The sequence below is a fragment of the Psychrobacillus antarcticus genome, assembly GCF_029533155.1.
GTDB lineage: Bacteria > Bacillota > Bacilli > Bacillales_A > Planococcaceae > Psychrobacillus > Psychrobacillus antarcticus.
In genome coordinates this window covers 31,668-55,737 of record NZ_JAIZDB010000021.1, presented here as the reverse complement: position 1 = coordinate 55,737, position 24,070 = coordinate 31,668, and the positions used below count along the sequence as shown (strand labels likewise).

28 protein-coding genes are annotated in these 24,070 nt (G+C 36.3%); 20 read left to right on the top strand and 8 right to left on the bottom strand.

Features of this window, described 5'->3' with window-relative positions; all coding sequences use genetic code 11:
- The 6 genes from LDK52_RS13205 to pepF all read left to right on the top strand — a co-directional run.
- The coding region (locus LDK52_RS13205; protein ID WP_277586422.1) for a transposase at positions 1-363 on the top strand (363 nt) is incomplete at its 5' end.
- Between the two features lie 1,606 nt (positions 364-1,969).
- On the top strand, positions 1,970-3,178 hold the full coding sequence (locus LDK52_RS13200; protein WP_277586421.1) for a putative glycoside hydrolase: 1,209 nt from the start codon (positions 1,970-1,972) through the stop codon (positions 3,176-3,178).
- Positions 3,179-3,607: 429 nt separating this feature from the next.
- Positions 3,608-4,003, top strand: coding sequence for a transcriptional regulator SpxA (spxA, locus tag LDK52_RS13195; protein ID WP_277586425.1), 396 nt, complete (start codon positions 3,608-3,610; stop codon positions 4,001-4,003).
- 222 nt (positions 4,004-4,225) lie between these two features.
- Positions 4,226-4,894: an adaptor protein MecA gene (gene mecA, locus LDK52_RS13190; protein WP_277586420.1), complete on the top strand. Its 669-nt coding sequence runs from the start codon at positions 4,226-4,228 to the stop codon at positions 4,892-4,894.
- 923 nt (positions 4,895-5,817) lie between these two features.
- Positions 5,818-6,969: a competence protein CoiA gene (locus tag LDK52_RS13185; RefSeq protein WP_277586419.1), complete on the top strand. Its 1,152-nt coding sequence runs from the start codon at positions 5,818-5,820 to the stop codon at positions 6,967-6,969.
- A 62-nt stretch (positions 6,970-7,031) separates the two neighbouring features.
- A complete protein-coding gene (pepF, locus tag LDK52_RS13180) occupies positions 7,032-8,852 on the top strand; it encodes an oligoendopeptidase F (RefSeq protein WP_277586418.1) in 1,821 nt (606 codons plus the stop codon).
- Between the two features lie 339 nt (positions 8,853-9,191).
- On the opposite strand, the gene LDK52_RS13175 is transcribed toward pepF, so the two are convergent.
- From LDK52_RS13175 to LDK52_RS13160, 4 genes are all read right to left on the bottom strand, one after another.
- Entirely contained in the window at positions 9,192-10,007 is an 816-nt protein-coding gene (locus tag LDK52_RS13175; RefSeq protein ID WP_277586417.1) for a DsbA family protein, read from the bottom strand.
- Positions 10,004-10,402 carry a globin domain-containing protein gene (locus tag LDK52_RS13170; RefSeq protein ID WP_277586416.1) on the bottom strand — a complete coding sequence of 133 codons (399 nt, stop codon included), beginning with the start codon at positions 10,400-10,402 and terminating at the stop codon, positions 10,004-10,006. Before LDK52_RS13170 ends, LDK52_RS13175 begins: the two co-directional genes overlap by 4 nt.
- A 520-nt stretch (positions 10,403-10,922) precedes the next feature.
- Positions 10,923-11,576, bottom strand: a complete 654-nt coding sequence (locus LDK52_RS13165) for a lytic transglycosylase domain-containing protein (RefSeq protein WP_277586415.1) — start codon at positions 11,574-11,576, stop codon at positions 10,923-10,925.
- Positions 11,577-11,581: 5 nt separating this feature from the next.
- Positions 11,582-12,157 carry a CYTH domain-containing protein gene (locus LDK52_RS13160; RefSeq protein WP_277586414.1) on the bottom strand — a complete coding sequence of 192 codons (576 nt, stop codon included), beginning with the start codon at positions 12,155-12,157 and terminating at the stop codon, positions 11,582-11,584.
- Between the two features lie 78 nt (positions 12,158-12,235).
- Here LDK52_RS13160 and LDK52_RS13155 point away from each other — a divergent pair, with 78 nt between their 5' ends.
- The 6 genes from LDK52_RS13155 (at position 12,236) to LDK52_RS13130 (ending at position 16,982) form a co-directional block, all read left to right on the top strand.
- Positions 12,236-12,637, top strand: a complete 402-nt coding sequence (locus LDK52_RS13155; RefSeq protein WP_277586413.1) for a UPF0738 family protein — start codon at positions 12,236-12,238, stop codon at positions 12,635-12,637.
- Between the two features lie 31 nt (positions 12,638-12,668).
- Positions 12,669-13,343, top strand: a complete 675-nt coding sequence (yjbM, locus tag LDK52_RS13150) for a GTP diphosphokinase (protein ID WP_277586412.1) — start codon at positions 12,669-12,671, stop codon at positions 13,341-13,343.
- A gap of 3 nt (positions 13,344-13,346) precedes the next feature.
- Positions 13,347-14,153, top strand: a complete 807-nt coding sequence (locus LDK52_RS13145) for an NAD kinase (protein WP_277586411.1) — start codon at positions 13,347-13,349, stop codon at positions 14,151-14,153.
- The gene (locus LDK52_RS13140) at positions 14,150-15,061 is read left to right on the top strand and encodes an RluA family pseudouridine synthase (RefSeq protein WP_277586410.1); all 912 of its coding nucleotides are present in this window, start codon (positions 14,150-14,152) and stop codon (positions 15,059-15,061) included. The genes LDK52_RS13145 and LDK52_RS13140 overlap by 4 nt, the downstream gene beginning before the upstream one ends.
- A 147-nt stretch (positions 15,062-15,208) precedes the next feature.
- Positions 15,209-16,564 (top strand): magnesium transporter, encoded by a 1,356-nt coding sequence (mgtE, locus tag LDK52_RS13135; RefSeq protein ID WP_277586424.1) that lies wholly within the window; start codon positions 15,209-15,211, stop codon positions 16,562-16,564.
- A 52-nt stretch (positions 16,565-16,616) separates the two neighbouring features.
- Positions 16,617-16,982, top strand: coding sequence for a hypothetical protein (locus tag LDK52_RS13130; RefSeq protein WP_277586409.1), 366 nt, complete (start codon positions 16,617-16,619; stop codon positions 16,980-16,982).
- A gap of 644 nt (positions 16,983-17,626) precedes the next feature.
- Here the strand turns inward: LDK52_RS13130 and LDK52_RS13125 are convergent.
- Complete coding sequence (locus LDK52_RS13125) at positions 17,627-18,145, bottom strand: CotY/CotZ family spore coat protein (RefSeq protein ID WP_277586408.1); 519 nt, start codon at positions 18,143-18,145, stop codon at positions 17,627-17,629.
- Between the two features lie 135 nt (positions 18,146-18,280).
- Between LDK52_RS13125 and LDK52_RS13120 the strand changes: the two genes are divergently transcribed.
- The 7 genes from LDK52_RS13120 (at position 18,281) to LDK52_RS13090 (ending at position 21,376) form a co-directional block, all read left to right on the top strand.
- Complete coding sequence (locus LDK52_RS13120) at positions 18,281-18,673, top strand: YhcN/YlaJ family sporulation lipoprotein (protein ID WP_277586407.1); 393 nt, start codon at positions 18,281-18,283, stop codon at positions 18,671-18,673.
- Positions 18,673-19,128, top strand: coding sequence for a stage V sporulation protein AC (spoVAC, locus tag LDK52_RS13115; protein WP_277586406.1), 456 nt, complete (start codon positions 18,673-18,675; stop codon positions 19,126-19,128). Before LDK52_RS13120 ends, spoVAC begins: the two co-directional genes overlap by 1 nt.
- Positions 19,122-20,129: a beta-ketoacyl-[acyl-carrier-protein] synthase family protein gene (locus LDK52_RS13110; protein WP_277586405.1), complete on the top strand. Its 1,008-nt coding sequence runs from the start codon at positions 19,122-19,124 to the stop codon at positions 20,127-20,129. Before spoVAC ends, LDK52_RS13110 begins: the two co-directional genes overlap by 7 nt.
- A gap of 1 nt (position 20,130) precedes the next feature.
- Positions 20,131-20,496, top strand: coding sequence for a stage V sporulation protein AE (gene spoVAE / locus LDK52_RS13105; RefSeq protein WP_277586404.1), 366 nt, complete (start codon positions 20,131-20,133; stop codon positions 20,494-20,496).
- A 67-nt stretch (positions 20,497-20,563) separates the two neighbouring features.
- Positions 20,564-20,704, top strand: coding sequence for a YjcZ family sporulation protein (locus LDK52_RS13100; RefSeq protein ID WP_277586403.1), 141 nt, complete (start codon positions 20,564-20,566; stop codon positions 20,702-20,704).
- A gap of 32 nt (positions 20,705-20,736) precedes the next feature.
- Complete coding sequence (locus LDK52_RS13095) at positions 20,737-20,982, top strand: stage VI sporulation protein F (protein ID WP_277586402.1); 246 nt, start codon at positions 20,737-20,739, stop codon at positions 20,980-20,982.
- A 91-nt stretch (positions 20,983-21,073) separates the two neighbouring features.
- Positions 21,074-21,376, top strand: coding sequence for a hypothetical protein (locus LDK52_RS13090; RefSeq protein WP_277586401.1), 303 nt, complete (start codon positions 21,074-21,076; stop codon positions 21,374-21,376).
- 53 nt (positions 21,377-21,429) lie between these two features.
- Here LDK52_RS13090 and LDK52_RS13085 read toward each other — a convergent pair whose 3' ends face one another.
- The 3 genes from LDK52_RS13085 to LDK52_RS13075 are packed head-to-tail and all read right to left on the bottom strand — an operon-like array spanning position 21,430 to position 23,160.
- Positions 21,430-21,861, bottom strand: coding sequence for a GNAT family N-acetyltransferase (locus tag LDK52_RS13085; protein ID WP_277586400.1), 432 nt, complete (start codon positions 21,859-21,861; stop codon positions 21,430-21,432).
- 3 nt (positions 21,862-21,864) lie between these two features.
- On the bottom strand, positions 21,865-22,380 hold the full coding sequence (locus tag LDK52_RS13080) for a YjcG family protein (RefSeq protein ID WP_277586399.1): 516 nt from the start codon (positions 22,378-22,380) through the stop codon (positions 21,865-21,867).
- A gap of 57 nt (positions 22,381-22,437) precedes the next feature.
- The gene (locus tag LDK52_RS13075; RefSeq protein ID WP_277586398.1) at positions 22,438-23,160 is read right to left on the bottom strand and encodes an alpha/beta hydrolase; all 723 of its coding nucleotides are present in this window, start codon (positions 23,158-23,160) and stop codon (positions 22,438-22,440) included.
- A 100-nt stretch (positions 23,161-23,260) separates the two neighbouring features.
- Between LDK52_RS13075 and LDK52_RS13070 the strand changes: the two genes are divergently transcribed.
- Positions 23,261-23,845: a phosphatidylglycerophosphatase A family protein gene (locus LDK52_RS13070; protein WP_277586397.1), complete on the top strand. Its 585-nt coding sequence runs from the start codon at positions 23,261-23,263 to the stop codon at positions 23,843-23,845.
- The last annotated feature ends 225 nt before the right edge of the window (positions 23,846-24,070 follow it).

Here is a 24,070-nt window from a genome sequence, read left to right as displayed (position 1 = left end):
ATGTCTGAAGAATTAAAGCAGGCCTATGAATTGAAGGAAGCCTTTCAACTATGGTTTACTCAAGCAAAAGAGAATGGTCCAGAGGAAATCCTCCAGACCAAAGAAACATTATATGCTTTTTATGAGCATGTAAAACAAGTGGATATTCCGGAATTCAATAAGGCTATAAAAACGCTACAAAATTGGCAAGTAGAAATTCTTAATAGCTTTGTTTACAACTATTCTAATGGTTTTTTAGAAGGCATTAATAATTTGACAAAAGTGATTAAAAGAAACGCATTTGGTTATCGAAATTTCTTGAGATTTCGAGCTAAAATATTACTAACGCACAAGTATAAAAAGATTGGAACTCATGTTGGTTAAGGTGAAGGAAATTTTACTTCACCCCAACATTTGACGTAGAACCAAAAAAACAGCATGAACACCAGTTTTACAGGGCTTTTAAGAATGATTAATACTACTGATTTCCGTTACATTTGGACGCTTTCCGTGGGCACGGCTTCAATCTCCTCGGGCCAACAGGATGTTGGTCACGAAGGCGTTGCGATCGCGATGTGGCGCTCTTAGCCTTTGTCTCTTTCAAACGTTCCTGCGGGGCTTTCAGCTCGTGCACCTGTCGCTTCGCTATCGGTGCAGAAAACATTTGCTGTTCCCACAGGAGTCGCCACCCTGCACTCCAATCAATTAAGTGAGTAGTACTCCTTTTTTACTAGTGGAAAAAATAGAAAAATAGTAAGTGTCTGCCCAATAAAGAAGCGAAATAGCGAACGAAATTGCATCTTCAGGCCCGCACGATGCGGGTCAGGCAGTCGTTGCGAAATGTTTTTTATTTTGCGTCGAGCTTTGCGCAGGAGCACCAAGATGTCGCGTACTTAGACTGTCATCATCTATCCTCTATTATTAGGATAGTATCTTTTCTCTAGTTACCCCAAAAATGAACTAACCCGTTTCTAAAAGTTGTAGAAGGGCGACGGAGAGTCAATAGCCATAAGATTACCGAGAAAAAAAGATGCTGGTCGTGACTTCAGTCACGACCAGCATCTTTAAAAAATCAAACGGTAATTATATAGCAATAAGTCTGTCCAAAGCCCTTCGAAAACAGTAGAAACAGGTTTAGATCCTAAAGTACCGGGCGTTTTTTGTCCGGTTTTTCTTAGAAAGTATATAAAAATGTAACGTGTTCACTGGGGCTTGATACTTGAAGTATTGGATAGTACTAATGATTTCCGCTTCAGGCGATGGAACAAAGGCTAAGAGCGCCACCTCGTGTGGTAACGCCTTCGTGACCAACATCCTGTTGGCCTCCGCGGGCTTTGCTTTAGCCTCCTCGTCGCTGTGCTCCTTTGGGGTCTTCAGCTCAAGCTAATCTCGCTGGAGTAGCCGCCTTGCGCTTCAATCAATATAGTGAGTAGTACTCAATCATAAGATTTAGCATAGCTTCTCGCTTAGATGATAAGAGTGGTCCAAGTTAAATGTAGGGATAAAACCGTCTGCTTGGTTAGGAACACTATTTTATTAGGAAGGTAGAAAGTGGATTTTCTTCGATGGGAATCCCTTTCATCCTTACTAATTTTAAGATAAAACACGTATATTTAGGTGGTTTAAATCTAATTATACGTTTATCTAAAGTGGATCTAATTGATTGGAGCGCAGAGCGGCGACTCCAGTGGGAACAGCGCGAGCTGAAGACCCTGGACTGAGCGGAGCGAGGGAAGCGGCTGAAGCCGTGCCCACGGAAAGCGTCCGCTCGGAGCGGAAACCAACGGCATATCTACACTTTTGTCTAAAGGACCGGTTGATTTTCTTAAAGAATTACAGTGTATATTAAATGTTATCTACCATTATTCATTGCCAGTTTAGAATAAACCCAATATTTCTAGTAATCTAAACTATTTTGGCCAATTGACACTTTCATTCAGGTTCATGAATTGTTAGAATGAAAGGATATCAAGGAAAGGAATTATATTATATGAAAAAAAATTTTAGTTTTATAGCTTCTGCATCAATTGCGATGACTTTATTACTACCTGGTACAGGTAAGGCAGAGACAACTTTGTTTTCCAAGGACTTTTCAACAAAAGAATTTAATTTTCAAGCAATAGATGAAACAATCGTATCTTCTTCCAAATTGTTTATATATGACTCTGGTTATACTTTTGAATATCCAGATGCCGTTAGAGGCGTGTATGTAACAGGACATTCCGCAGGGGGAGAACGCTTTAATAACTTAGTGAATTTAATGGATACAACGGACTTGAATGCAATGGTTATTGACATTAAAGATGATTTTGGAAATCTTACATACGTCCCATCAGAAGATTCCCCTTTGGCAAAGTATAATATTGGGAAACGATACATAAAAGATCCACAAAAAATGCTAAAGACAATGGAAGAGAAACAGATCTATCCTATAGCTCGAATCGTTATCTTCAAGGATACGGAGCTTGCAGAGAGAAAGCCTGAATGGTCATTTGTAGAAGGTGCATCGGTTTGGAAAAACGGACGTGGTGAAGCATTCGTAAATCCATTTATGCAAGAGGTATGGGATTATAATGTGGAAATTGCTATCGAGGCTGCTAAAATGGGCTTTAAGGAAATCCAATTTGATTACGTTCGTTTTCCTGAAGGGTTTGAGAACAGAGAAACCACATTAAAATACTCAATGGGTAAATATGAAACTTCGGAGTTAGATCTAGTTCAACGTAGGGTTTCAGCGGTTACGGATTTTGTAGCTTATGCAAGAGAAAAACTTAGACCATATGGTGCGCAATTATCGGTTGATATCTTCGGTTATTCTGCCACTTTACCGGAAGCACCAGGAATTGGACAAAACTTCAGTAAAATCTCTGGAAATGTGGATGTTATTTCTTCCATGATCTACCCAAGTCATTGGACTTCTTACTTTGGAATTGTAAAACCAGATTTAGAGCCCTACAGATTAGTACAAGAATACGCAAAAGCTGAAAATGCAATACTAGCAGTGCTTGAAAATCCTCCTGTATCAAGACCATGGCTGCAAGATTTTACTGCTTCGTATTTAGGGGCAGGCAATTATCAACCTTATGGTAAAGAAGAAGTAGAGGCTCAGATTAAGGCATTAAACGAAGCAGGTATCAAAGAATACTTATTATGGAATGCAGGAAATAGATATTCTGAAGGAGTAGATTACACTCCTTAAGCATAAGGTAGTATAGTATGGAATTATTTTTCTTGAAATTTAATAATTTATGAAGTAGAATGAAAAATTTCATTCTACTTATTTCTTTTTTGAAACCTTTTTACATTCAAAACGTACTATTAAGTATAACAGTTATTTTCATTAAGTATTACTAATTGAGAAAATGATTTATTTCTAATGGAGATGTTTAAGATCTTTAAATGATGGGTATTAATTATTATGTATCTAAATTATGTATATTAATTAGATGGCTACCTTTACAAGTAATACGAAATTGTGACAGTAAATTTTACAATGTAAAATTTTCATAAAAACATATTTAAAATGAAATAAAATTAGTGTATACTTAGAATGTGTATTACTACATTAAATTAATTATAATCTACCTTATATAACACAGACATTTGAAAGGAAGTGTTTTTTAAAATGATGGTAACTTTATTTACCTCACCAAGTTGTACTTCTTGTAGAAAAGCGAAAGCATGGTTAGAAGAACATGAGATAGCATATAGAGAGCGCAATATTTTTTCGGAACCACTTAGTATAAGTGAAATAAAAGAAATTTTACGAATGACTGAAGACGGAACAGATGAAATTATTTCAACTCGTTCTAAAATATTCCAAAAGTTGAATGTGGATTTAGAAAGTCTTCCGTTACAACGTCTTTACGAGTTAATCCAAGAGCATCCTGGATTATTACGTAGACCAATTATATTAGATGAAAAGCGTCTACAAGTTGGTTACAATGAAGATGAAATTCGTAGATTCTTACCTAGAAAAGTACGTGCTTATCAATTACTGGAAGCACAACGTCTAGTTAACTAGTAATATACTAAGCCAATTATTTTTCAATCTTCATTTGAAAAATAATTGGCTTTCTTTTTTCATTCTACTTGCATTTAAAGCTTAAATTTTTTACAATGCATATAGTTTCGTTAATAATTTTAAAAGTGGAGCAGGAATCCTTTTCTTTTTTTCACAAACGACATACAATAGTAATAGACACTACACAATTGAAACGGTAAGAAGCGAAAGGAGATGTGTTAAATGGATATCGAGCGTATCAATGATAACACTTTCAAAGTATACATTTCATACATCGACATTGAAGAAAGAGGCTTCAGCCGAGATGAAATCTGGTTCAATAAGGATAAGAGCGAGCAGCTTTTTTGGGAAATGATGGATGAGGTTCATGATGATGATCATTTTGATGAATTAGATGGTCCCTTATGGATTCAAGTTCATGCGATGGAAAAAGGTTTGGAAGTGATTGTTACAAGAACGGAAACAACAACACAAGATGAGCGTTTAGGAAATAATTCAGGTTCGGATGATATATCAAGCAAAATATTTAAAAATGGAGTATCAAGCTCAATTGGTGCACATGAGTTTGATGATTTTTCAAGTTATATGGAGGACTTAGAAGAAATTCCAACGGATTATACATTTGTTTTTGAAAGCTTTGAAGATGTCATTGGTCTTGCGAAAAAGTTAAATGAGGCAGATTTACAGACCTCTTTGTATTTTTATGATGGAAAATACTACTTGCATATTATATTTGATTTTGATATAACAGAATTTGAATTAGTGCTTAATACATTAAGTGTTGTTTCAGAGTTTGCAAGTAATTCCAAAACAACTATTCATATTATTCAAGAGTATGGTAAACAGATAATCGAAAGCGGCGTTCTAAACGAATTAAATAAACATTTTTAAAACCTTCTATTTATAGAAGGTTTTTTTGTATAAGGAAGTATATCAAATTTACCGCAGACACAGGAATCATGTTTCTCAAAAGAAAGAATAATACTGCTGATTTCCGTTTCAGGTGGAGTACAAAGGCTAAGAGCGCCACCTCTCAAAGGGAAGGCAATCTAAGTTCGCCGCGTCCTGCGGCAACGATTGCATAACCCACATCCTGTGTGCCTCCGCGGGGTGAGCGATGAGCCATCACCGTCGCTTGCGCGTCGATGTGACGTCTCATCTGTCTCCCTCATCCCGCTGGTGTCGCCACCTTTCACTCCAATCAAAATAATGTGTAGTACTTCACTATAAGATATAGCAAAGCCTATCACTTAGATGAAAAGAGTAGTCAAAGTTAATATAGGGATAAAATCGACTATTGAATAAATGAGGAAGAAATGAGAACTTCTTTTATATAGTGATAATAAGAGAATTAGTAAGTGTTTACTAAATAAAGAAGCGAGAAAGCGAATGAAATTTCATCTTTGGGCCCGCACGATACGGGTCAGGCAGCCGTTGCGAAATGTTTTTTTATTTTGCGACGAGCTTTGCGCAGGAGCACCAAGATGTCGCGTACTTAGACTGCCATCTTTCATCCACCGCTATGAATAGGGTAGTATCTTTTCTCTAGTTATCCAAAATGTACTTACCTGTTTCTAAGAGTTGTAGGAGGCGACGGATATACAAACGCCATAAGATTACCAATCAGCATCCCTAAAAATTCACTCGGTAATCATATAGCAAAACGTCTATCCTAAGCCCTTCGGAAACGTTAGAAACAGGTATTGACCTTAAAGGGGATCGGGCGTGTCTTTTCCCGAATTTTGCTAGAAATAAATACTTATTCTCTAGGATGTTGCAATATTTTCTGAAAATTTGTATATTAGTAGAAGGAGGTGGTACAAATACTATCAGCAGTTACAGCAGATGGAAAAATTATTATTCCCGCACAGCATCCAAGAACCTTTTTAGTCGAAATGAAAACCAATAACAAATTCTCCTGTATACAATGCAGTGAACAAGTCATATTAAAAAACGGTATGATAAAAACCCCGCATTTTGCACATACTCGTAATGCTTCTTGTACACAGACCTTTTCAGAAGGAGAAAGTGAGGATCATTTAAAAGGTAAACTACATTTATATGAGTTTTTGCAAAAGCATGCTTCCCAAGTACAACTGGAATCCTATCTTCCATCCCTTCTACAAAGACCTGATTTATATGTCCACAGTGACCCCTATCCCATTGCAATAGAATTTCAGTGTAGTCAAATACCTGTTAATGCGATCCAGCAGCGAACAATTGGCTATATATCGAAGCAAATTATCCCCATTTGGATATTACGAACACCAAAAATTTCCGATTTCCCTGTCCAAGAAATGGGGACAATGCAACTCTCCGCATACCGCCAACAGTTTTTTTACACTACTCCGAATGGAAAAATAATTCTCACCTATTGCCCTCAAACGAAAAACTTTCATTATATTTCTAATCCAGTGCATATAAAGGGTAATAATTATATTGTAAAAGTAAAAAAGCTTTCGATGGAAAAGCAGACCTGGCCATTTGCAATTACAAAAAGGATTTCATGGGAAGAATTTCAAAAGTACTTTACTATCTATAAGCATCATCGTTTCAAACAGTTAGACAATCTGTACTTTTTTAATAGAAGAGGAATTCAATCTCCATTTTTACAAATATGCTATAGATGGAGAATCCATCCGAAAAAAATCCCTTTATTTATAGGCATTCCTACCAAGAACGCTTCTATTTTTTCATTACATGCTGTCGAGTGGCAAATTCAGTTTATTGACTATATACATAAACTAGGACTAGCCATTCATCAAGTTGATGTTCAACATTGTGAATGGTTTCTGTTATATAGAAAACTATCTTCCAACCCTTCAGCTGAACATATTAAGGCAGTAGAATCATATCTTAATATATTGCAACACTGTTTAATTTCAACAGATCAAGTAATATATGCTAGTAAAATAAATTACTCTTTGATGATGCGAATGTTGTACGGTGAATTCCTTGCAAATTGAATAGAAAATTGAGAAAATAGTAAGTGATTCGAAATTCGAAACAATATGAGGGGGAACCTATTTTGGCTACAGATGCAAAAAACAAAATCTTAACTCGTGATGAAGTTGCAGAAAATTTAACATGGAAATTAGAAGATATTTTTGCTTCTAATGATGAATGGGAAAAAGAATATCAAGAGGTTTCTGCCTTATCAGAGAAGGCATCATCTTATCAAGGAACAGTCAACAATGGGGCAAATGCTTTACTTGAAGTGTTGACTTATCGTGATGAAATTACTTCTAGATTACGTAAATTATATACATTTGCACATATGCGTACAGACCAAGATACAGCTAATAGCACATACCAGGCGATGGATAGTCGAATTAAATCATTGTATGTGAAAGTTTCAACTGAGCTATCATTTTTAGTTCCAGAGGTTCTTTCCGTGGAAGAGTCTGTTATTGCCGGTTACCTAGCTGAGAATAAAGAGTTACAACTATACAGACAGTTACTGGAAGAGATCAATAAAGAGCGTCCACATGTACTTCCAAAAGAACAGGAAGCATTGCTGGCACAATTATCGGAAGTTGCCGGTGCTTCATCGGATACCTTTGGCAAATTAAATAATGCAGATTTAGAATTTCCATCAATTAAAGATGAAGATGGTAATGACGTGCAACTAACACATGGCAGATTTTCACGTTTCTTAGAAAGTGAAGACCCTCGTGTGCGTGAGGATGCATTTAAAGCAATGTATGATACGTACGGTAAATTCCGTAATACATTTGCGTCAACGCTAACAGGAAATATTAAAGGAGACAATGTCAACGCGAAAATCAGAAACTATGGATCAGCTCGGGAAGCAGCAATGTCTAATAATCATATTCCTGAAAGTGTATATGACAACTTAGTAAATACTGTCAATAAAAACGTCCATTTACTTCACCGATATGTAGCTCTTCGAAAAAAAGTGTTAGGTTTAGAAGAATTGCATATGTGGGATCTATATACGCCATTAGTGAAAGAATTGAATATGGAATATACGTATGAAGAGGCTTGTGATGCGATGATTAAAAGTTTTGAACCACTAGGTGAAGAATATGTCTCAATCGTTAAGCAGGGCCTTGAAAGCCGTTGGGTCGATGTAGTAGAAACGAAAGGTAAACGGTCTGGTGCGTACTCTTCAGGAACATACGGTACAAACCCTTATATACTGATGAACTGGCAAAATAACGTTAACAATTTATTTACGCTAGCACATGAATTTGGACATAGTATTCATAGTTATTATACTAGAGCCAATCAGCCTTATGTTTACGGGGATTATTCTATATTTGTCGCGGAAGTGGCCTCCACTTGCAACGAAGCATTATTGAACGATTACCTACTGAAAACAATTGACGATCCTAAGAAACGTATTTACTTATTAAATCATTGGCTAGAAACCTTCCGTGGAACTGTTTTCCGTCAAACTATGTTTGCTGAATTTGAACATATTATTCACGAATTAGATCAGAATGGCGAAGCTCTGACCGCTGATAAGCTAACAGAAGAATATTATAAGTTGAATCAAAAATACTTTGGTGATGAAATTGTTATTGATGAGCAAATTGGTTTAGAATGGGCAAGAATTCCTCATTTCTATTACAATTACTATGTATATCAATATGCGACTGGTTTAGGTGCAGCAACTGCTCTAAGTAATCAAATTCTTTCAGAAGGTAAACCAGCTGTGGATCGGTATATTAATGAGTTCCTAAAAGCAGGTTGTTCGGACTACCCAATCGAAGTGTTGAAAAAAGCGGGAGTCGATATGAATACTGCTGCTCCTATTGAAGAAGCATGCCGCGTCTTTGAAGAAAAGTTAAATGAATTAGAACAACTACTTTTAGGAGAATAACAAAAAGCCTGGCAAATTGCCAGGCTTTTTGTTAAGGGAATTCTAATTAGGTATATTGATCGCCATGTCAACTAATTTGTCGTAAAAGGTAGGACGTCCTATGATGTATGACAAATTTGTGAAAAGAGTACCTAATATATTGTATTTAATAAAACGACGTGTTAAAGTAAGAATGTGAAATAAATCACAAGATAACATACACCCCTTTGTTTGAACGTGAACATTTCTCCCATCCCCTTTGTAAATTGAAAATGCCCTTTCCTCGGTAGGAGGAAATGGGCATTTTCTGTTTTAATGACAAAATAGCAGCCTATCTTTTTAAGATAGGCTGCTTTATATTTACTTTAACCGCCATAAAACGGTGTCTGGTAAGCAAAGTCTTTCAACTTTTTGCAATAATAGTAGTTTTTTAAGTTCACGTTCAGCTAATTGATCAGAAATTTTATAATAGCTTGCAATCTCGTTTGTGGTTAAAGAATGGAATCGATCAAATAGTTTTTCCAGTAATGGCGGGTCTTGAATTTCAGGCTTTTCATAAAGCATTTCTTGCAGAATTTGCACATATACCTCGTAAGGATAATTTCCAGCTACTTTAATACCTTCATCCTCGATATTTTCATTAAAGAATACAATACTTGGAAAAGAATCTACTTCCATTTCACAAGTAATGGATAAGTCGTTTTGGAAGGACTTAGCACATTCATTGGAAATAAAATCTCGAGTAAATTCATCTACGTCTAGTTTAACTTCTTCTGCTATTTCCTGTAATACAGAAAATGATGTTACGTTTTTTGTTTTTAAAAACAAATACTCCTGCATTTTTATGAAAAACCGTAAAGCAGCTTTTTTTCCTTGAAATTCAGCAGCTTTCACTGCGATAGAAGGAAAAACAGAATGTTCTATTTTAGAAATATTACATGACTCGTTACTCAAATAGGCTTTGGGAAAGTTACAAACTGTATTTAACTTATTTAATTGAGTACTAAGTACAGTGCGTACAGTAAAATACTGGCCATACTCTACTTCCAATTTCCGTATTGTAGGTTGCATATCCCAACAAGTTGGACACAGTGGGTCCAAAAAAACATACATTTCAAGCGGCTTGTTTAATAAAGGGGATGTGAACGTCTCAGACGGAATTTGTATTCTTGTCACATTTCTTCCTCCTCATGACTCATTTGATTGACCATGTGGTTTGCTGTTAGCTCTAAACGTCTATAAAATGTATCGCGAATTTTGCCTTCCAATCCTACCTTGTCCATTGCATCTCTCATGCAAGAGAGCCAAGCTTGTGCACGCTCAGGCGTTATTGGAAATGGATTATGACGCATTTTCATCATCGGATGTCCGTGTTCTTCTGTATATAAATTAGGTCCACCTAAATATTGAGTTAAAAATTGTTTTTGTTTTCTAGCTGTTTCCGATAAATCATTTGGAAAAATCGGTATAAGCAGTGGATGCTTTGCTACATTTCCATAAAACGTATCCACAAGCAGGTGTAATTTTTCTTCTCCGATTTCATCGTAGGGAAGTATTGGATTCTGTGTCATTTTTTTACCCCTTTGCTCTTAGCACTATACTTATTCTATCAACGAAACCCAAATATCTCAAACAATTAGATTATCTCATAGAAATACAGAAGGTTATTGGGGGGAAATTACAGTTAAAATAGAGACATCATTTCGCCACAACCATATGGCCGGCTTCATGCGAGTCTGTTCGCGGAAATACTTATAAGGATAGATATCCTTTTCACTACCATCTAGAAAAAAATGGATAAGTTACCCTCTCCGCATGTAAATTGCACTTAAGAGCGAATAAATAAGGTACGAACGGAGATATGAAAAAAGTACCGGTAAATCGAATTCAAGCGCAAGTAAAATGCTTTTAAGTTAAAAAACTTCTCTAATATAGGATAGGCGACTCCAGTTATGACGAAGCGGAGTGACTCCACGCGTATCAGGTTCTATTATATAAATAAAAAAACAACCTATTAAATTTAATAGGTTGTCCGAACTCATTTTAATCCGGGAAACTGGTTGTAATACCCTCTCTGATGGAAGTTTAAGTTTATACCTGGAAGTAATTCATGACTTTTTTTACATAATTTTGTGTTTCTTTATACGGTGGAATACCATCGTATTTTTTTACTGCTCCAGGTCCTGCGTTGTATGCGGCAAGCGCTGTTTCAATATTACCGTCAAATTGAGTAAGCATTTGACTTATATATTTTGCTCCACCCATTATGTTTTGTTCGGGATCATATGAATTAGTAACCCCTAAATACTTAGCTGTACCGGGCATTAATTGCATTAGCCCTGAAGCACCAGCAGAACTAGTAGCTGAAGGGTCAAAATTCGATTCTTGTTTGATGATAGAAGATATAAGCTTTTCAGGAACATTGTATCTTTCAGCGGCTTTCTTAATAATCTCGTCATAATTCGTTCCATAATTTTTAGAGATAGATGGATAAGAAGAGACAGCTTCTGTTAAGCTACTCTGTCCAGAGTACAAATTAGATGGAATAAATACAGGCGAGTCTCCACTATATAGTAATGTAGATAAACTTTCAGTCGATGAATTTCCAGTACTTGCTTGTAAAACTTGTCCTAACATTTCTGAAAACATTGAAGAAGTAGTGGAATTATTTTGAGTGTCTTGTACACTTCCCAATGACTGCATTGCATTTATCTCCATTAAAACTTTTAAGGATTGAATATCCAAAGGGATCAACCTTTCAACTTAGCGTTATATTTCACAAGGCGAGCAATTTTTTTATCTGTGTGTCGAATAGGTATTTGATGTGAATCTAACAAATCAAGAAACACTTCTTTTCCATATTTTACATTACTACTCTCATATTCTACCTCAAAATCCTCTGTTTTACTATAAATGGAGTGATCAAAAAATAGAGTTCCATTTTCAAAAGGTATCTGTACGCGATTTGTTTGTAGGCTCCCAATACAAATTAATGGAGAAATTAGATTAAATTGCGCTAGAAAGGGAATAGAAGGGAAAGAGGTTTGGTTGATAATAGCATCCCTTTCCTGATTAGACACATGTATTGTATTTTCTTCCATTACATGTTCTTCTATCGGATGTTTAAGCGTAAGCTCATTGTGGTCGTTTAAAACACGTAGGCGGAATCCCATGCCATTGTTCTTAAAAAAGTTATCTGGTGTGTCAAAGTAATAATTTGTTTGGGAATGAAAGTCCTTTTGACTTATTGCAAAAAAGGATACAAAATGCTCGAATTCTTCCTTCGTTAATAAATTCTTAAATTCTATTTCTTTTTCTTTTTGCATAATACACGACCTTTCCTATTATTTCTATTATAGCGCTTTTCAACGAGTTTCAATATGTTAAAATAGTGGGAGAATGGATTGAAAGGAACGATTATTTTGCCTATTACTTATAATGTATTTAGTGGTATTCAATTAGAAAATGATATACGTTTTACACTAGAGGGGATTCCTAATAACCCTCAACTAAAAGCGGCTGGTCAAATGATTACTGATTCTGAATCATTTGCCTTTATCTATCTATTAGAAGATGAAGCAGGCTATCATTATTTGAAGTTTGGTCAAGAGGTTTGGCCATTACTTGTAAATACTTTAAAAGCTGTAGACGATCCATCGGTTCAAATTGGTGAAAAAGAGCTGACTCTACATGGCTTTAAAGATGAACTAAACATGCTTATTTTCAATATTGAAGGTAATGACAATTATGGTGCTAATTTCACTAGAGCAGTGGAAGATACATTTAGTGAAATTTTACAAGCGTAGTACTTAGGTAACGGAAGTGGAGGTCAAGCTTATGGGGCAATGGGATCGCTTTTTAGAGCCGTACAAGCAGGCAGTTTCAGAGTTGAAAATAAAATTAAAAGGAATGCGAGCTCAGTTTGAGAGAGACAATACAAATTCACCTATAGAATTTGTGACAGGTCGGGTCAAACCCTTGGCAAGTATTTACGATAAATCACTAGAAAAAGGAATAGTATTTGAGCCTTCCGATACTTTAGCACAGGAAATCCCAGATATTGCAGGTTTACGGATGATGTGTCAATTTGTAGATGAGATAGAAACTGTCGTTGTTTTATTGCGTGCTAGAAACGATATAAGGGTAGTGGAGGAGCGCGATTATATTTCCCACAAAAAACAAAGTGGGTATCGGTCCTATCATATGATTATTGAATATCCCGTTCAAACAATTCACGGGGAGATTAACATTCTCGCTGAAATTCAAATACGTACATTAGCGATGAATTTCTGGGCATCTATTGAGCATTCATTGAATTATAAGTATAAAGGAATGTTCCCTGAAGAAATAAAAAAGAGACTTCAAAATGCAGCAGAAGCAGCATTTCGCCTAGATGAAGAAATGTCTTTAATCCGAGGAGAAATCCAAGAAGCACAAAAATACTTTAGTGAATATAAGGAACTTTCGCATCCTAATCTTCTTGAATCGAAAAACGAAAGAGAGGGCACATAAATCATGAAATTTTTTATATTGTCTCGAAATGATGATTTATCCAATGAATTAATGAAAAGTGCAAAAACATATCTAGAAGATTTTGGACTTATATTAGATGAAGAAAATCCGGCTATTGTCTTATCGATTGGTGGCGACGGTACATTATTACATGCTTTTCATAAGTATAAACATTTAACTTCCTCTGTAGCTTTCGTAGGGTTACACACTGGGCATCTTGGATTTTATGCTGACTGGAAACCAGAAGAAATTGAAAAACTAGTCATTAGTATTGCGAAAAAAGAATTTGAAGTAACTGAATACCCTTTGCTTGAGGTGACGATTAATTATAGACATGGCGAAGATAGTTCAATCTATCTGGCTCTAAATGAGTCTACTGTAAAATCCCCAGATGTCACGTTAGTAATGGATGTGGAGCTAAACGGAGTTCATTTTGAGCGTTTTAGAGGAGATGGATTATGTATGTCGACTCCCTCGGGAAGTACTGCATATAACAAAGCACTAGGAGGAGCAATTGTGCATCCTTCATTAGAAGCTATTCAGCTTGCAGAAATCGCTTCTATTAATAACAGGGTTTTCCGTACAGTTGGTTCATCACTTATCTTACCAAAACATCACTCTTGTTTACTTAAACCTGTTAAGGGACCTGATTTTATGGTAACTGTGGATCATCTTCAGTTATTACATAAAGATGTTCAATCCATTAAATATCGAGTAGCAGACGAAAAAATACGCTTCGCAAGGTTTAGAACATTTCCATTTTGGCATAGAGTACACTCCTCCTTTATTGACAGTGATTTAGAAATATGAAAGAAGGGTTAATACAACTAACATTTCAAATAAATGAATCGAAACAATTACTTCGAGATGCTATTCGACAAAACGGTATTTCAAAAAAAGCATTAACTAGCATTAAATACGAAGGTGGTAAAATTACTGTCAACGGAGCAGAAAAGACAGTAAGGCATAGATTAAATGTTGGCGATACTGTTATGATTACATTTCCACCTGAGAAAAAAAGTGATGGACTCATTCCACAGCAGGTAGAGTTCCCTATTTTAATGGAGGATGATCATCTCCTCATTCTTACGAAGGTTCCCGGAATTAGTACTATTCCATCTCGAGAGCATCCAACAGGAACTATGGCAAATTTCATCGCCGGATATATCGAGAAAAGCGGATTATCATCTACGGTACATATTGTGACTAGGTTAGATAAGGACACCTCAGGTATTATTTGTGTTGCAAAGCATCGGCATGCTCATCATTTGTTGAGTGAAATGCAAAAGTTAGGACAAATTTCACGTACTTACGAAGCATTCGTTCAGGGCCATATAGGGCAAGATGAATTTCTAATTGATGCCCCTATTGGCAGGAAAAATGGCAGTATTATTGAACGAGTGATTGATTCCGATGGTAAACAGGCTAAAACCTCTGTACGAGTATTGACCCGTTTTGAAAAATTCGGGAAAAAAATTACGCATGTGCGATTACAGTTACACACTGGTAGAACACATCAGATACGTGTGCATATGATGTCCATTGGTCATCCATTAATCGGGGATGACCTATATGGTGGCGATTTACAATTTATTGACAGACAAGCACTTCATGCAAGAGAACTGACCCTGATACATCCCTTTACACATGAAAATATTCACTTAGTTGCTCCTTTTCCACAAGATATGAAAGCACTGATTCCCACTAATTATTCCTAAATGACAGGATGAATAGTGGGGATTTCACATTACAGAGATTTACTTATTATTATTTCCTAGGGAATATTTTTATTGCTTATTTATTTCTAACTCCATACAATAGGTAAGGGAAAAAAGCCGAGAGGAGGAGAAAGAGTGAAAGATGAAATGATTCAACAACAGCCTTTAGAGGAGTCTGTATTAATTGAGTTTTTATTGAATGATTCAATGGACAATTTTAGAGAAGAATTTATGCAACTACATCCGTATGATCAATCCATATTTTTTGAGAAGGTGGGTCCAGATTTAAGGAAGAAAATCTATCATTACCTTTCTCCTAAAGAAATAGCTGAGCTATTTGAAGCGACAAAGTTTGATGATGAACAATATGATTTATTTCTGCAGGAAATGGATATTACTTATGCTGCCGATATGCTTTCTTTTATGTTTGCGGATAATGCGGTAGACGTATTAAATGAATTAGGAAAAGATCAGGTGGCAAGTTATTTAAATATTATGGATAAGGAATCTGCACAGGAAATTAAGGATCTGTTGCATTATGAGGAATACACCGCTGGTTCCATTATGACAACGGAATATGTAGCCATTCCTGAAAATTCAACAATTCGCTCAGCAATGACTATTTTGCGAAGCGCTGCACCAGAAGCGGAGACCATCTATTATTTATTCGTTGTGGATGATGACCATAAGCTATCTGGAGTGATTTCACTTCGTGACTTAATAATTGCAGATGAAGATACATTGGTAAAAGATATTATGAATGATCGGGTTGTCAGTGTTTTAGTAAGTGTTGACCAAGAGGAAGTCGCTCGAATGATTAAAGACTATGATTTTCTAGCAGTACCAGTTGTAGATTTTAAAAATCATTTACTCGGAATTGTTACGGTCGATGATATTTTAGACGTATTAGACGAAGAAGCATCCGACGATTACTCGAAACTTGCAGGGGTTTCCAACATGGATACCTTCGATAAAGGACCATTACAGGCTGCTAGAAAAAGATTGCCATGGCTGATCATTTTATTATTCCTTGGAATGCTTACTGCTAATTTGATGAGCATTTTTGAACAAACTTTAGATGAAGTTGCGTTGCTCGCTGTTTTTATTCCCTTAATTGCTGGTATGGCTGGTAATAGTGGTACACAAGCACTTGCCGTGGCTATTCGTGGTATAGCAACTGGAGATATTGGAGAACAAAGCAAGACGAAGTTACTTTATAGAGAAGCAGGCACTGGTCTAGTTACTGGTCTCATTTGTGGTTTGCTAGTAGTCGGATTAGTATACTTTTGGAAGCATGATTTACTAATTGGCATATTGGTTGGCTCTTCTATTTTTGGATCTATTTTTATTGCTACATTAGGGGGTTCATTTATACCTTTATTATTTCATCGAATGAAAATAGATCCAGCTGTCGCATCGGGTCCATTCATCACAACGGTCAATGACGTAGTCAGTATTTTAATTTATCTTGGATTGGCAACTATATTTATCTCATCTTTGTAGTTTGTATCATATTTTTTGAAGTAGCATAAAGTAAAGGAAAAAGGATGTGCTAATGAACTCATTTAATGATCCTTTGCTCTTTATAAAAGGTCCTCCTGTCTTTCATCTTCCACCAAATGAACGAGTTGAAGTTCCATACGAACTACAAGATGAAAGTACATCAATTTATGAGATACAAAAAAGTTACTCCACGAAGACACTAGCAATTATAGCTAAATTGAACTTTTTAGCAAAGCCATTTCAACGAAAAGTGTACCGTCCGTTAGTTTTTCATCTGAAAGATGGAGTATCTGTGCAAGGTGAAGTAGAAAAAGTGGAAGAGGATGCTGTTACTTTACTTGTTGGTAAAGAAGAATGGATGACGTATCCTTTAGAAGCAATCGAAAAAATTGTTTGGCGTGGAAGTATAATGAATTGAAAAAAAGCTATCCTATTGCAGGATAGCTTTTTTCTGTTTAAAGAAATTATATAACGGAGATGCCACCTTACACTCCATTCGATTAAGTGGATAGTACTCCACTATAATGAAAGCATAGCGTAGGGCTCGATGGTAATAGTAGATTTTATTTTATTCATGTGGATATAAAAGAAATAGTAAGTGTTCACTAAATAAAGTAGCGAGAAAGCGAACGAAATTTCATCTTCAGGCCCGCACGATGCGGGTCAGGCAGTCGTTGCGACACGATGTCGTGTACTTTGACTGCCATCATCTCCCCTCTTTTTATAGGACTGTATCTTTTCTCTAGTTAACCAAAATTGCACTGACCTGTTTCTAAGAGTTTTAGGAAGGCGACGGATAGACAAATGCCATAAAATTACCGAAAAAAAAGGACGCTTGTTGGTTGTGACGGACGTCGCAACCAACAAGCATCCCTAAAAACTCACTCGGTAATCATATAGCAAAACGTCTTTACAAAGCCCTTCGAAAACAATAGAAACAGGTTTTGACCTTAAAGAACTCGGATTGTCCTTACCTGTTTTTTTATCTCTCCGATAATTTTTTCCAATAAAAAACCGCTCGGGTTCTGCCCGAACGGAATAGACACTACAATGATGAAACGATCAGTCACATACATCTAAAAATACATCGGCGATACATTCAATTGCACAGAAGCAATCCAAATCTACAGTCACACAGCTGCCAGTTGATCTGAAGTTTCGAACTTTACAAAGTTTTCTTAAATCGATTTTTGTACCACATTCGTTCAATAAATCTACTTCTTTGCGTTCTCTATCAAGTGGCTCTAACACTCGTAAAGTTGCGCAGCATCCGTCGAAAATATCTTCTACACGGAAGAAAACTGAAACGCAATCACAATCAAATCTATCATTATCTCTGAAAAATGCTTTAAAAGGATCTCCGTCTTTCGTTAATAACATAAACACACGAGTGTCAGCTTGACGTCTGGAAGCTGGGCTTACAAGACCTCCAAGTGGCTCTAGAAAACAATTTGTCGGACATTGAGGGCATTCATCGTTTGTTGCTTGATCTTGAATGTCTTTAATCGCACGGACAACATCACAAACACAACCTCTAGAACGATGTTCATCCGTAACGTCACCTATTTTTCCACACCCCATTAAAATTCACCTCCTCTTTATCTCTTACTAACTTATGTGTGAAGTTCATCTTGACTAGGGCAAATATCTCGTAACCCAATTGCATATTTCAACTTAAACGAAGCATACTAACTGAAAAAAGGAGCCGTATTTTTTATGAAAAAAAGCATAATTGTTTTTTTAATGCTCTTATTGTTGGGTGCATGTTCAAACGAGAAAGAAAAAGTGATATTTCCCGCAGATAATTCCGCTTCACTAAAACCGATCATGCAAAAACAAGAAACGATTCATGGGTATAAAAGTGTGATAAACGAGGAAAATATTCTAGTGGCCATTAATATAAATCGATTTGCTCGTTTTAATAAAACAAAAATTGAAGAAAAAATTACAAAACAAATTGAAAAACAATTTCCAGAAAGACAAGTACTAGTCACAGGCGACCAAAAAATTATGTGGGAAGTAGAGTCCATCATCGACAAGAAGTTAAAAGAAGAGGACCTTAAAAAGTCGATTGAAAAAATAAAATCATTATCAAAGGAAGAGACATAATGGACCAACAACAATTTCAAAAAATTGTAGATGAAAAAAACCCTAAAGTACCATATTTTTTGAACATCCTAAAAGCATTTATAGTAGGTGGGATAATTTGTACTATTGGACAACTACTCACTTTTTTTTATATGCGTTTTTTCCCTTTTACAGAAGGAACTGCTGCTAATCCGACGGTCGCTACTTTAGTTTTTATCGCAATGATTCTAACTGGAACTGGGATATACAAAAAAATAGCGCAATTTGGTGGGGCTGGTTCAGCAGTACCCGTTACAGGATTTGGTAACGCTGTAATTTCAGCCGCAATAGAGCATAAATCAGAAGGATACGTATTAGGTGTTGGTGGAAATATGTTCAAGCTTGCTGGTTCCGTTATATTATTTGGTGTCTTATCTGCATTCGTCGTTGCACTTATTAAAACAATATTAGTGTCGATAGGTGTGATTTCATGGTAAATACATTTGGAACTCTTCAGTTTATAACAAAAATTAGTATAGCAAATACGGGGATAGTCGCTGGTCCAGTTGAAAAGGACGGTCCTTTTGCAGAAAGCTTTGACGAGGTTCTTCCATTAGAAACAGAAAAAAATGAAACAAATGAACAGGCACATTCCCGTATGATTGAAATGGCATGTCAATGGGCAGCTAAAAATGGCCATACGCAACTAAATAATATAGATGTTCTAATAGCAGGGGATTTGATTAATCAGTTATCACCGAGCAATTTTGCTGCAAGAAGTTTAGCTTTACCATTTTTAGGTGTATTCTCGGCTTGTGCAAGTTCGGTGGAAGCCATTATTATAGGAAGTCTTTTATTGGAATCAGGAAATGCAAGAACTGTACTTGCGGGAGCATCAAGCCATCATCCAGCAGTGGAGAGACAATTTAGATATCCACTTCAGTACGGGGCACAAAAACCTAAAACAGCACAGTGGACTGTTACTGCTGCTGGTTTTGCCTTATTGGAAAAAGAGTTAAATGATGTACCGGTTGTAACACATGCCACAATCGGCAGAGTGATTGATGGTAAACAAAAAAATCCGTTACATATGGGTGCAGCCATGGCTTCTGCAGCTAGAGATACTATTGAGCGGCATTTAACTAATACCAAAAGCCAAATGTCAGATTTTGATGTCATTATGACAGGTGATTTAGGTAATATAGGAATATCCATTTTGAAAGAAATGTTTCAGGATGAAAATAGTGGAGTAATTTTACAAGATGCTGGTGCACAATTCTATGGAAATGAACCCTTTTTCAATGCAGGTGCCAGCGGAGCAGGATGTTCGGCAGCAGTCTTCTTTGGTCAAATATATGACCAGTTAAAAAAAGGCGTTTTTAAGCGAGTTTTGCTAGTAGCTACAGGGGCATTATTGTCTCCTTTAACATTTCAACAAGGGGAGACAATCCCTTGCATTGCACATGCCATTGAATGTCGTATGGAAAAGAGGAGTTAACATGATTTCATCGTTAGTGACAGCATTTGTTGTTGGAGGATTTATATGTGTGATCGGTCAAATTTTTATGGATGTGTTTAAACTAACACCTGCACATACATTAAGTACATTAGTTGTATTAGGTTCCATATTAGATGGTTTTGGTCTTTATGAGCCATTGATTGATTTTGCTGGAGCAGGGGCAACAGTTCCGATTACTTCCTTTGGTAACTCACTGACGCACGGGGCATTAGCAGAGGCAGAGAAGCATGGGATAATAGGTGTGTTGACTGGAATGTTTGAAGTAACAAGTTCGGGTATTAGTTCTGCTATTCTGTTTGGCGTAATTGGTGCATTCATTTTTCAAAAGCGGAAAACAACATACTAGTTGAATCGCCCTTTTTTCCATTCTCCTCTTGCATACAATATGTTGAAGAGGAGAGGAGGGAAAGAGTATGTACGGCTACTGTGGCGGAGGTTATCCAGGTTATCAAGGAGGATACGAGAACGAAGGTAATAAAAGTTCTACATTTGTACTAATCGTAGTATTATTTATATTACTAATCATTGTTGGTAGAAGCTTTCTCCCTTATTAAACCAAAATTTTAAAGATGTGAGGGGGAAAATTATGCAAAATTCATTTTTTAAATCAATTGAAAACAAAACCGGTGTATCAATGGATGAACTATTTACGCTTGCCAATGCCATCTCATATGCTGATTTTACGGATGAAAAACAGGTTCGTAAAATTGTACGTAAAGTTGGCAAGTTAGCAAATAAGCCTGTTTCTCAGGAGCTAGAGGATGAACTGACACGCTCTATTTTACAGAGTGGTAGTTCACTAAGTTTAGCGGATATTCAAAAACTACTATAAAATCTTAAACTAATTTAATTTTATGAAAAAGGTTTAAGTATGAATAGAATGGGGTAAAGTTTACTAGAATAATAACGTGGAGGTGGAGAAAATGGGATATATTATTCCAATGCAACCTATTCAATCGGAAGTTTATGCAAATCGAATGAGTGGAAGCAGTTATAATTTTGCTTACATCAATAAAATCTATCCGGTAAAATTTAAATCTGGTTTTGAAGATCACTTAGAAGAGCAGGAACAGTTGATCGAAGAGGAAGAAGAGCAATTACTGGAAAAAGAAAGCCCGTCAATCCTACCGTTATCTAAAGGCTTTATTCTTCCAAATCCAGTAAACTTATCTCCGATAATTGCTGAAATCAATGGAAAAGGAAACAGTGTTAATTTGTACGTATAGTTCTTATAAACTTAAAAACCACTTACCAGATTCTAATCCGGTAAGTGGTTTTTTTATTTAATATTTTTTTCCATTGCTCGATGAGGAATTCCGGCCTCTAAAAATTCAGGTGAATTTATTGTATAATTTCGTTTTTCATAAAACAGAATAGCCTGACTTTGTGCATTTAGCTTTAACTTGGAAATTCCAGCAGAAATCGAGTACTCTTCCATGCATTGCATCATAAGATTCCCTAATTTCTTTCCTCGATAACTTGGAAGAATACAAACACGCTCTACTTTTCCGATGCCCGGCTCAATAACTCTAATCCGACCTGCACCAAAAGGTATTTCTTCATCGTATGCTACAAAATGTACCGCTTCGGCATCATACTCATCGAGTTCAAGATGAAGTGGGACATCTTGTTCCTCTACAAAAACTTTTCTTCTAACTTGAATAGCATCTTCATATTCTTTTTCAGTTTCAACTTGCTTTGCGTACACCAATACTTACTCAGCTCCAGACAATCTAAATGTTTCGTATGCCGTCCAAGATCCATCTTCTAATTGATATAAAAGATGCAGACGATCGATTTCTTCTTCAAACTCTACACCAATCATTTTAAGTTGCGGAAGAATATCATCATGTTCACTCGAATTCATCTTTTGAGCGATTGTAATATGAGGAACAAAAGAATAACTTTCCTCATCATTATATTCAATAGCATTTAAATCTTCATTCAGTTTAAGTAGCTCTGCTGTTGGCTGCACATTAAAGTAAATGGCATTAGTAACAGGTGCAAATGAACTAACCTTCGTTGTTTTTAATGTAAATGGTTTATGATTCTTTACAACTGTAGAAACCTTTTCTGCAATTAATTTGATCTCATTTTCATCCGCTTCAAATACTCCTTTAACGGTCATATGTGGAGTGATCAAAGCATAGTGAGGGTCATAACGCTTTCTATAGGAGTTGGCAAAGTCCTGTACCTTTTTAGATGGAAAAGCAACAATTCCGTATTTCATTTTCATTACCTCCTCAAATTATTATTTAAATCACATTATTATTATAACAATATTTCTCTATAGACGAAAGTTATGCAACAATGATCTTTTCATATCTGGTTGCCAAAGCTTCCAAGTATGGTCTCCTTTTAATTCGTCATAAAAGGTTAAAATACCTTTATTTTCGATTAAATCGTGTAATTCCCTATTAGGTATGATGAAATTTGTTAGTTTCCCGTCACCTGTTTTTACTGCTTTTTCTTCTGTTCCAATGACATGATATAGAGAAAAAGCATGTATATCTTGATGGCTTTTTACTTTTTCGAGTACGTCTTCATTTACGAGTGGGGAGTGCATAATTACTTTTCCAAAAGTATTTGGATAAGCTAAAGCAGTCATCAGTGAAACAGTCGCAGCTAAGGAATCGCCTATCAGTGATCTTCCCATACCGACCTGATAAGTAGGGTAGTTTTCATCTATGTAAGGGACTAATTCTTGCGCTAAAAATCGTGTATAGGCAAGATGCTGAGAACCATCGGGGTGGTACTTGTTTCTCCGATCTTTAACGTCTTTATAGGGCACTCCAACAATGATTAAGTTTTCAATTGCTTCTTCTTCATATAACTCATCAGCCACTCGAGAAATTCTACCTAGCTGAAAATAGTCTTTACCGTCTGATGCGATCAGAACGGAATATTTATAAAGGGCTGAATAATTTGGTGGCAAGTAAATTAACAGCTGCATTTCTTCCTGTAAAGCATTGCTAAATAAAGTGATGTCTTGAATAGTACCCCTGTTCATAATTTCCTCCTAATGTCATTCATGTAATACAGAAATTGTATCATATACTAGCAAAGAGGTATAATAAACCAAACAACGAAACAACAAAGGGGATACGAATATGGATAGACAGACATCTAGAGTCCATTCACGTGAAGTGGAGCAAGCTACAAAGGATGCGCTAAAGAGACGTGGAGTTACTATAGAAGAAATTGCGGACATCGTATTCGAAATGCAGTTTCCATATAACGAAGGGCTTACTTTAGAGCATTGTGTAGAATCGGTTAAAAGTGTATTGAAAAAAAGAGAAATGCAACATGCGATATTAGTTGGCATCGAGCTAGACGAGTTAGCAGAGAAGAAAATGTTATCTGCACCCTTACAGCAAATAGTGGAATCGGATGAAGGATTGTTTGGAGTTGACGAAACGATTGCACTTGGAGCTGTATTTACTTACGGCAGTATTGCAGTAACTACGTTTGGTCATTTAGATAAAAATAAAATCGGACTTATTTCTAAACTAGACACAAAAGTCGGTGGAGCAGTGCATACATTTTTAGATGACTTAGTGGCGAGCATTGCTTCAAGTGCAGCTTCCCGTTTAGCACATCGTACAAGAGATTTAGAAGAAGAAAATGAAACATTTGCAGATATTTCACCAGAAGAAACAGCACCCGAATCTAAAATAAAAGGTGCTAGAACCTAAAGGGAAACTTCAACCCCCAGTGATTTTAAAAGTTGAACTCAGGCAAATAACGCCGCATCATGCGGCAATGTTTGAGTGACCAACATCCTGTTGGCCCGACCATTCGTGCTTTTACGGGCAGTTATCTCCCACTAATAATAATGCTTCGTTGCTTGGACCTAGCTAGGAAGCGGTAGTTACTGCCCGTTAATGCGGGGTAAAACTGTGGAACCTCTAAAAATGAGG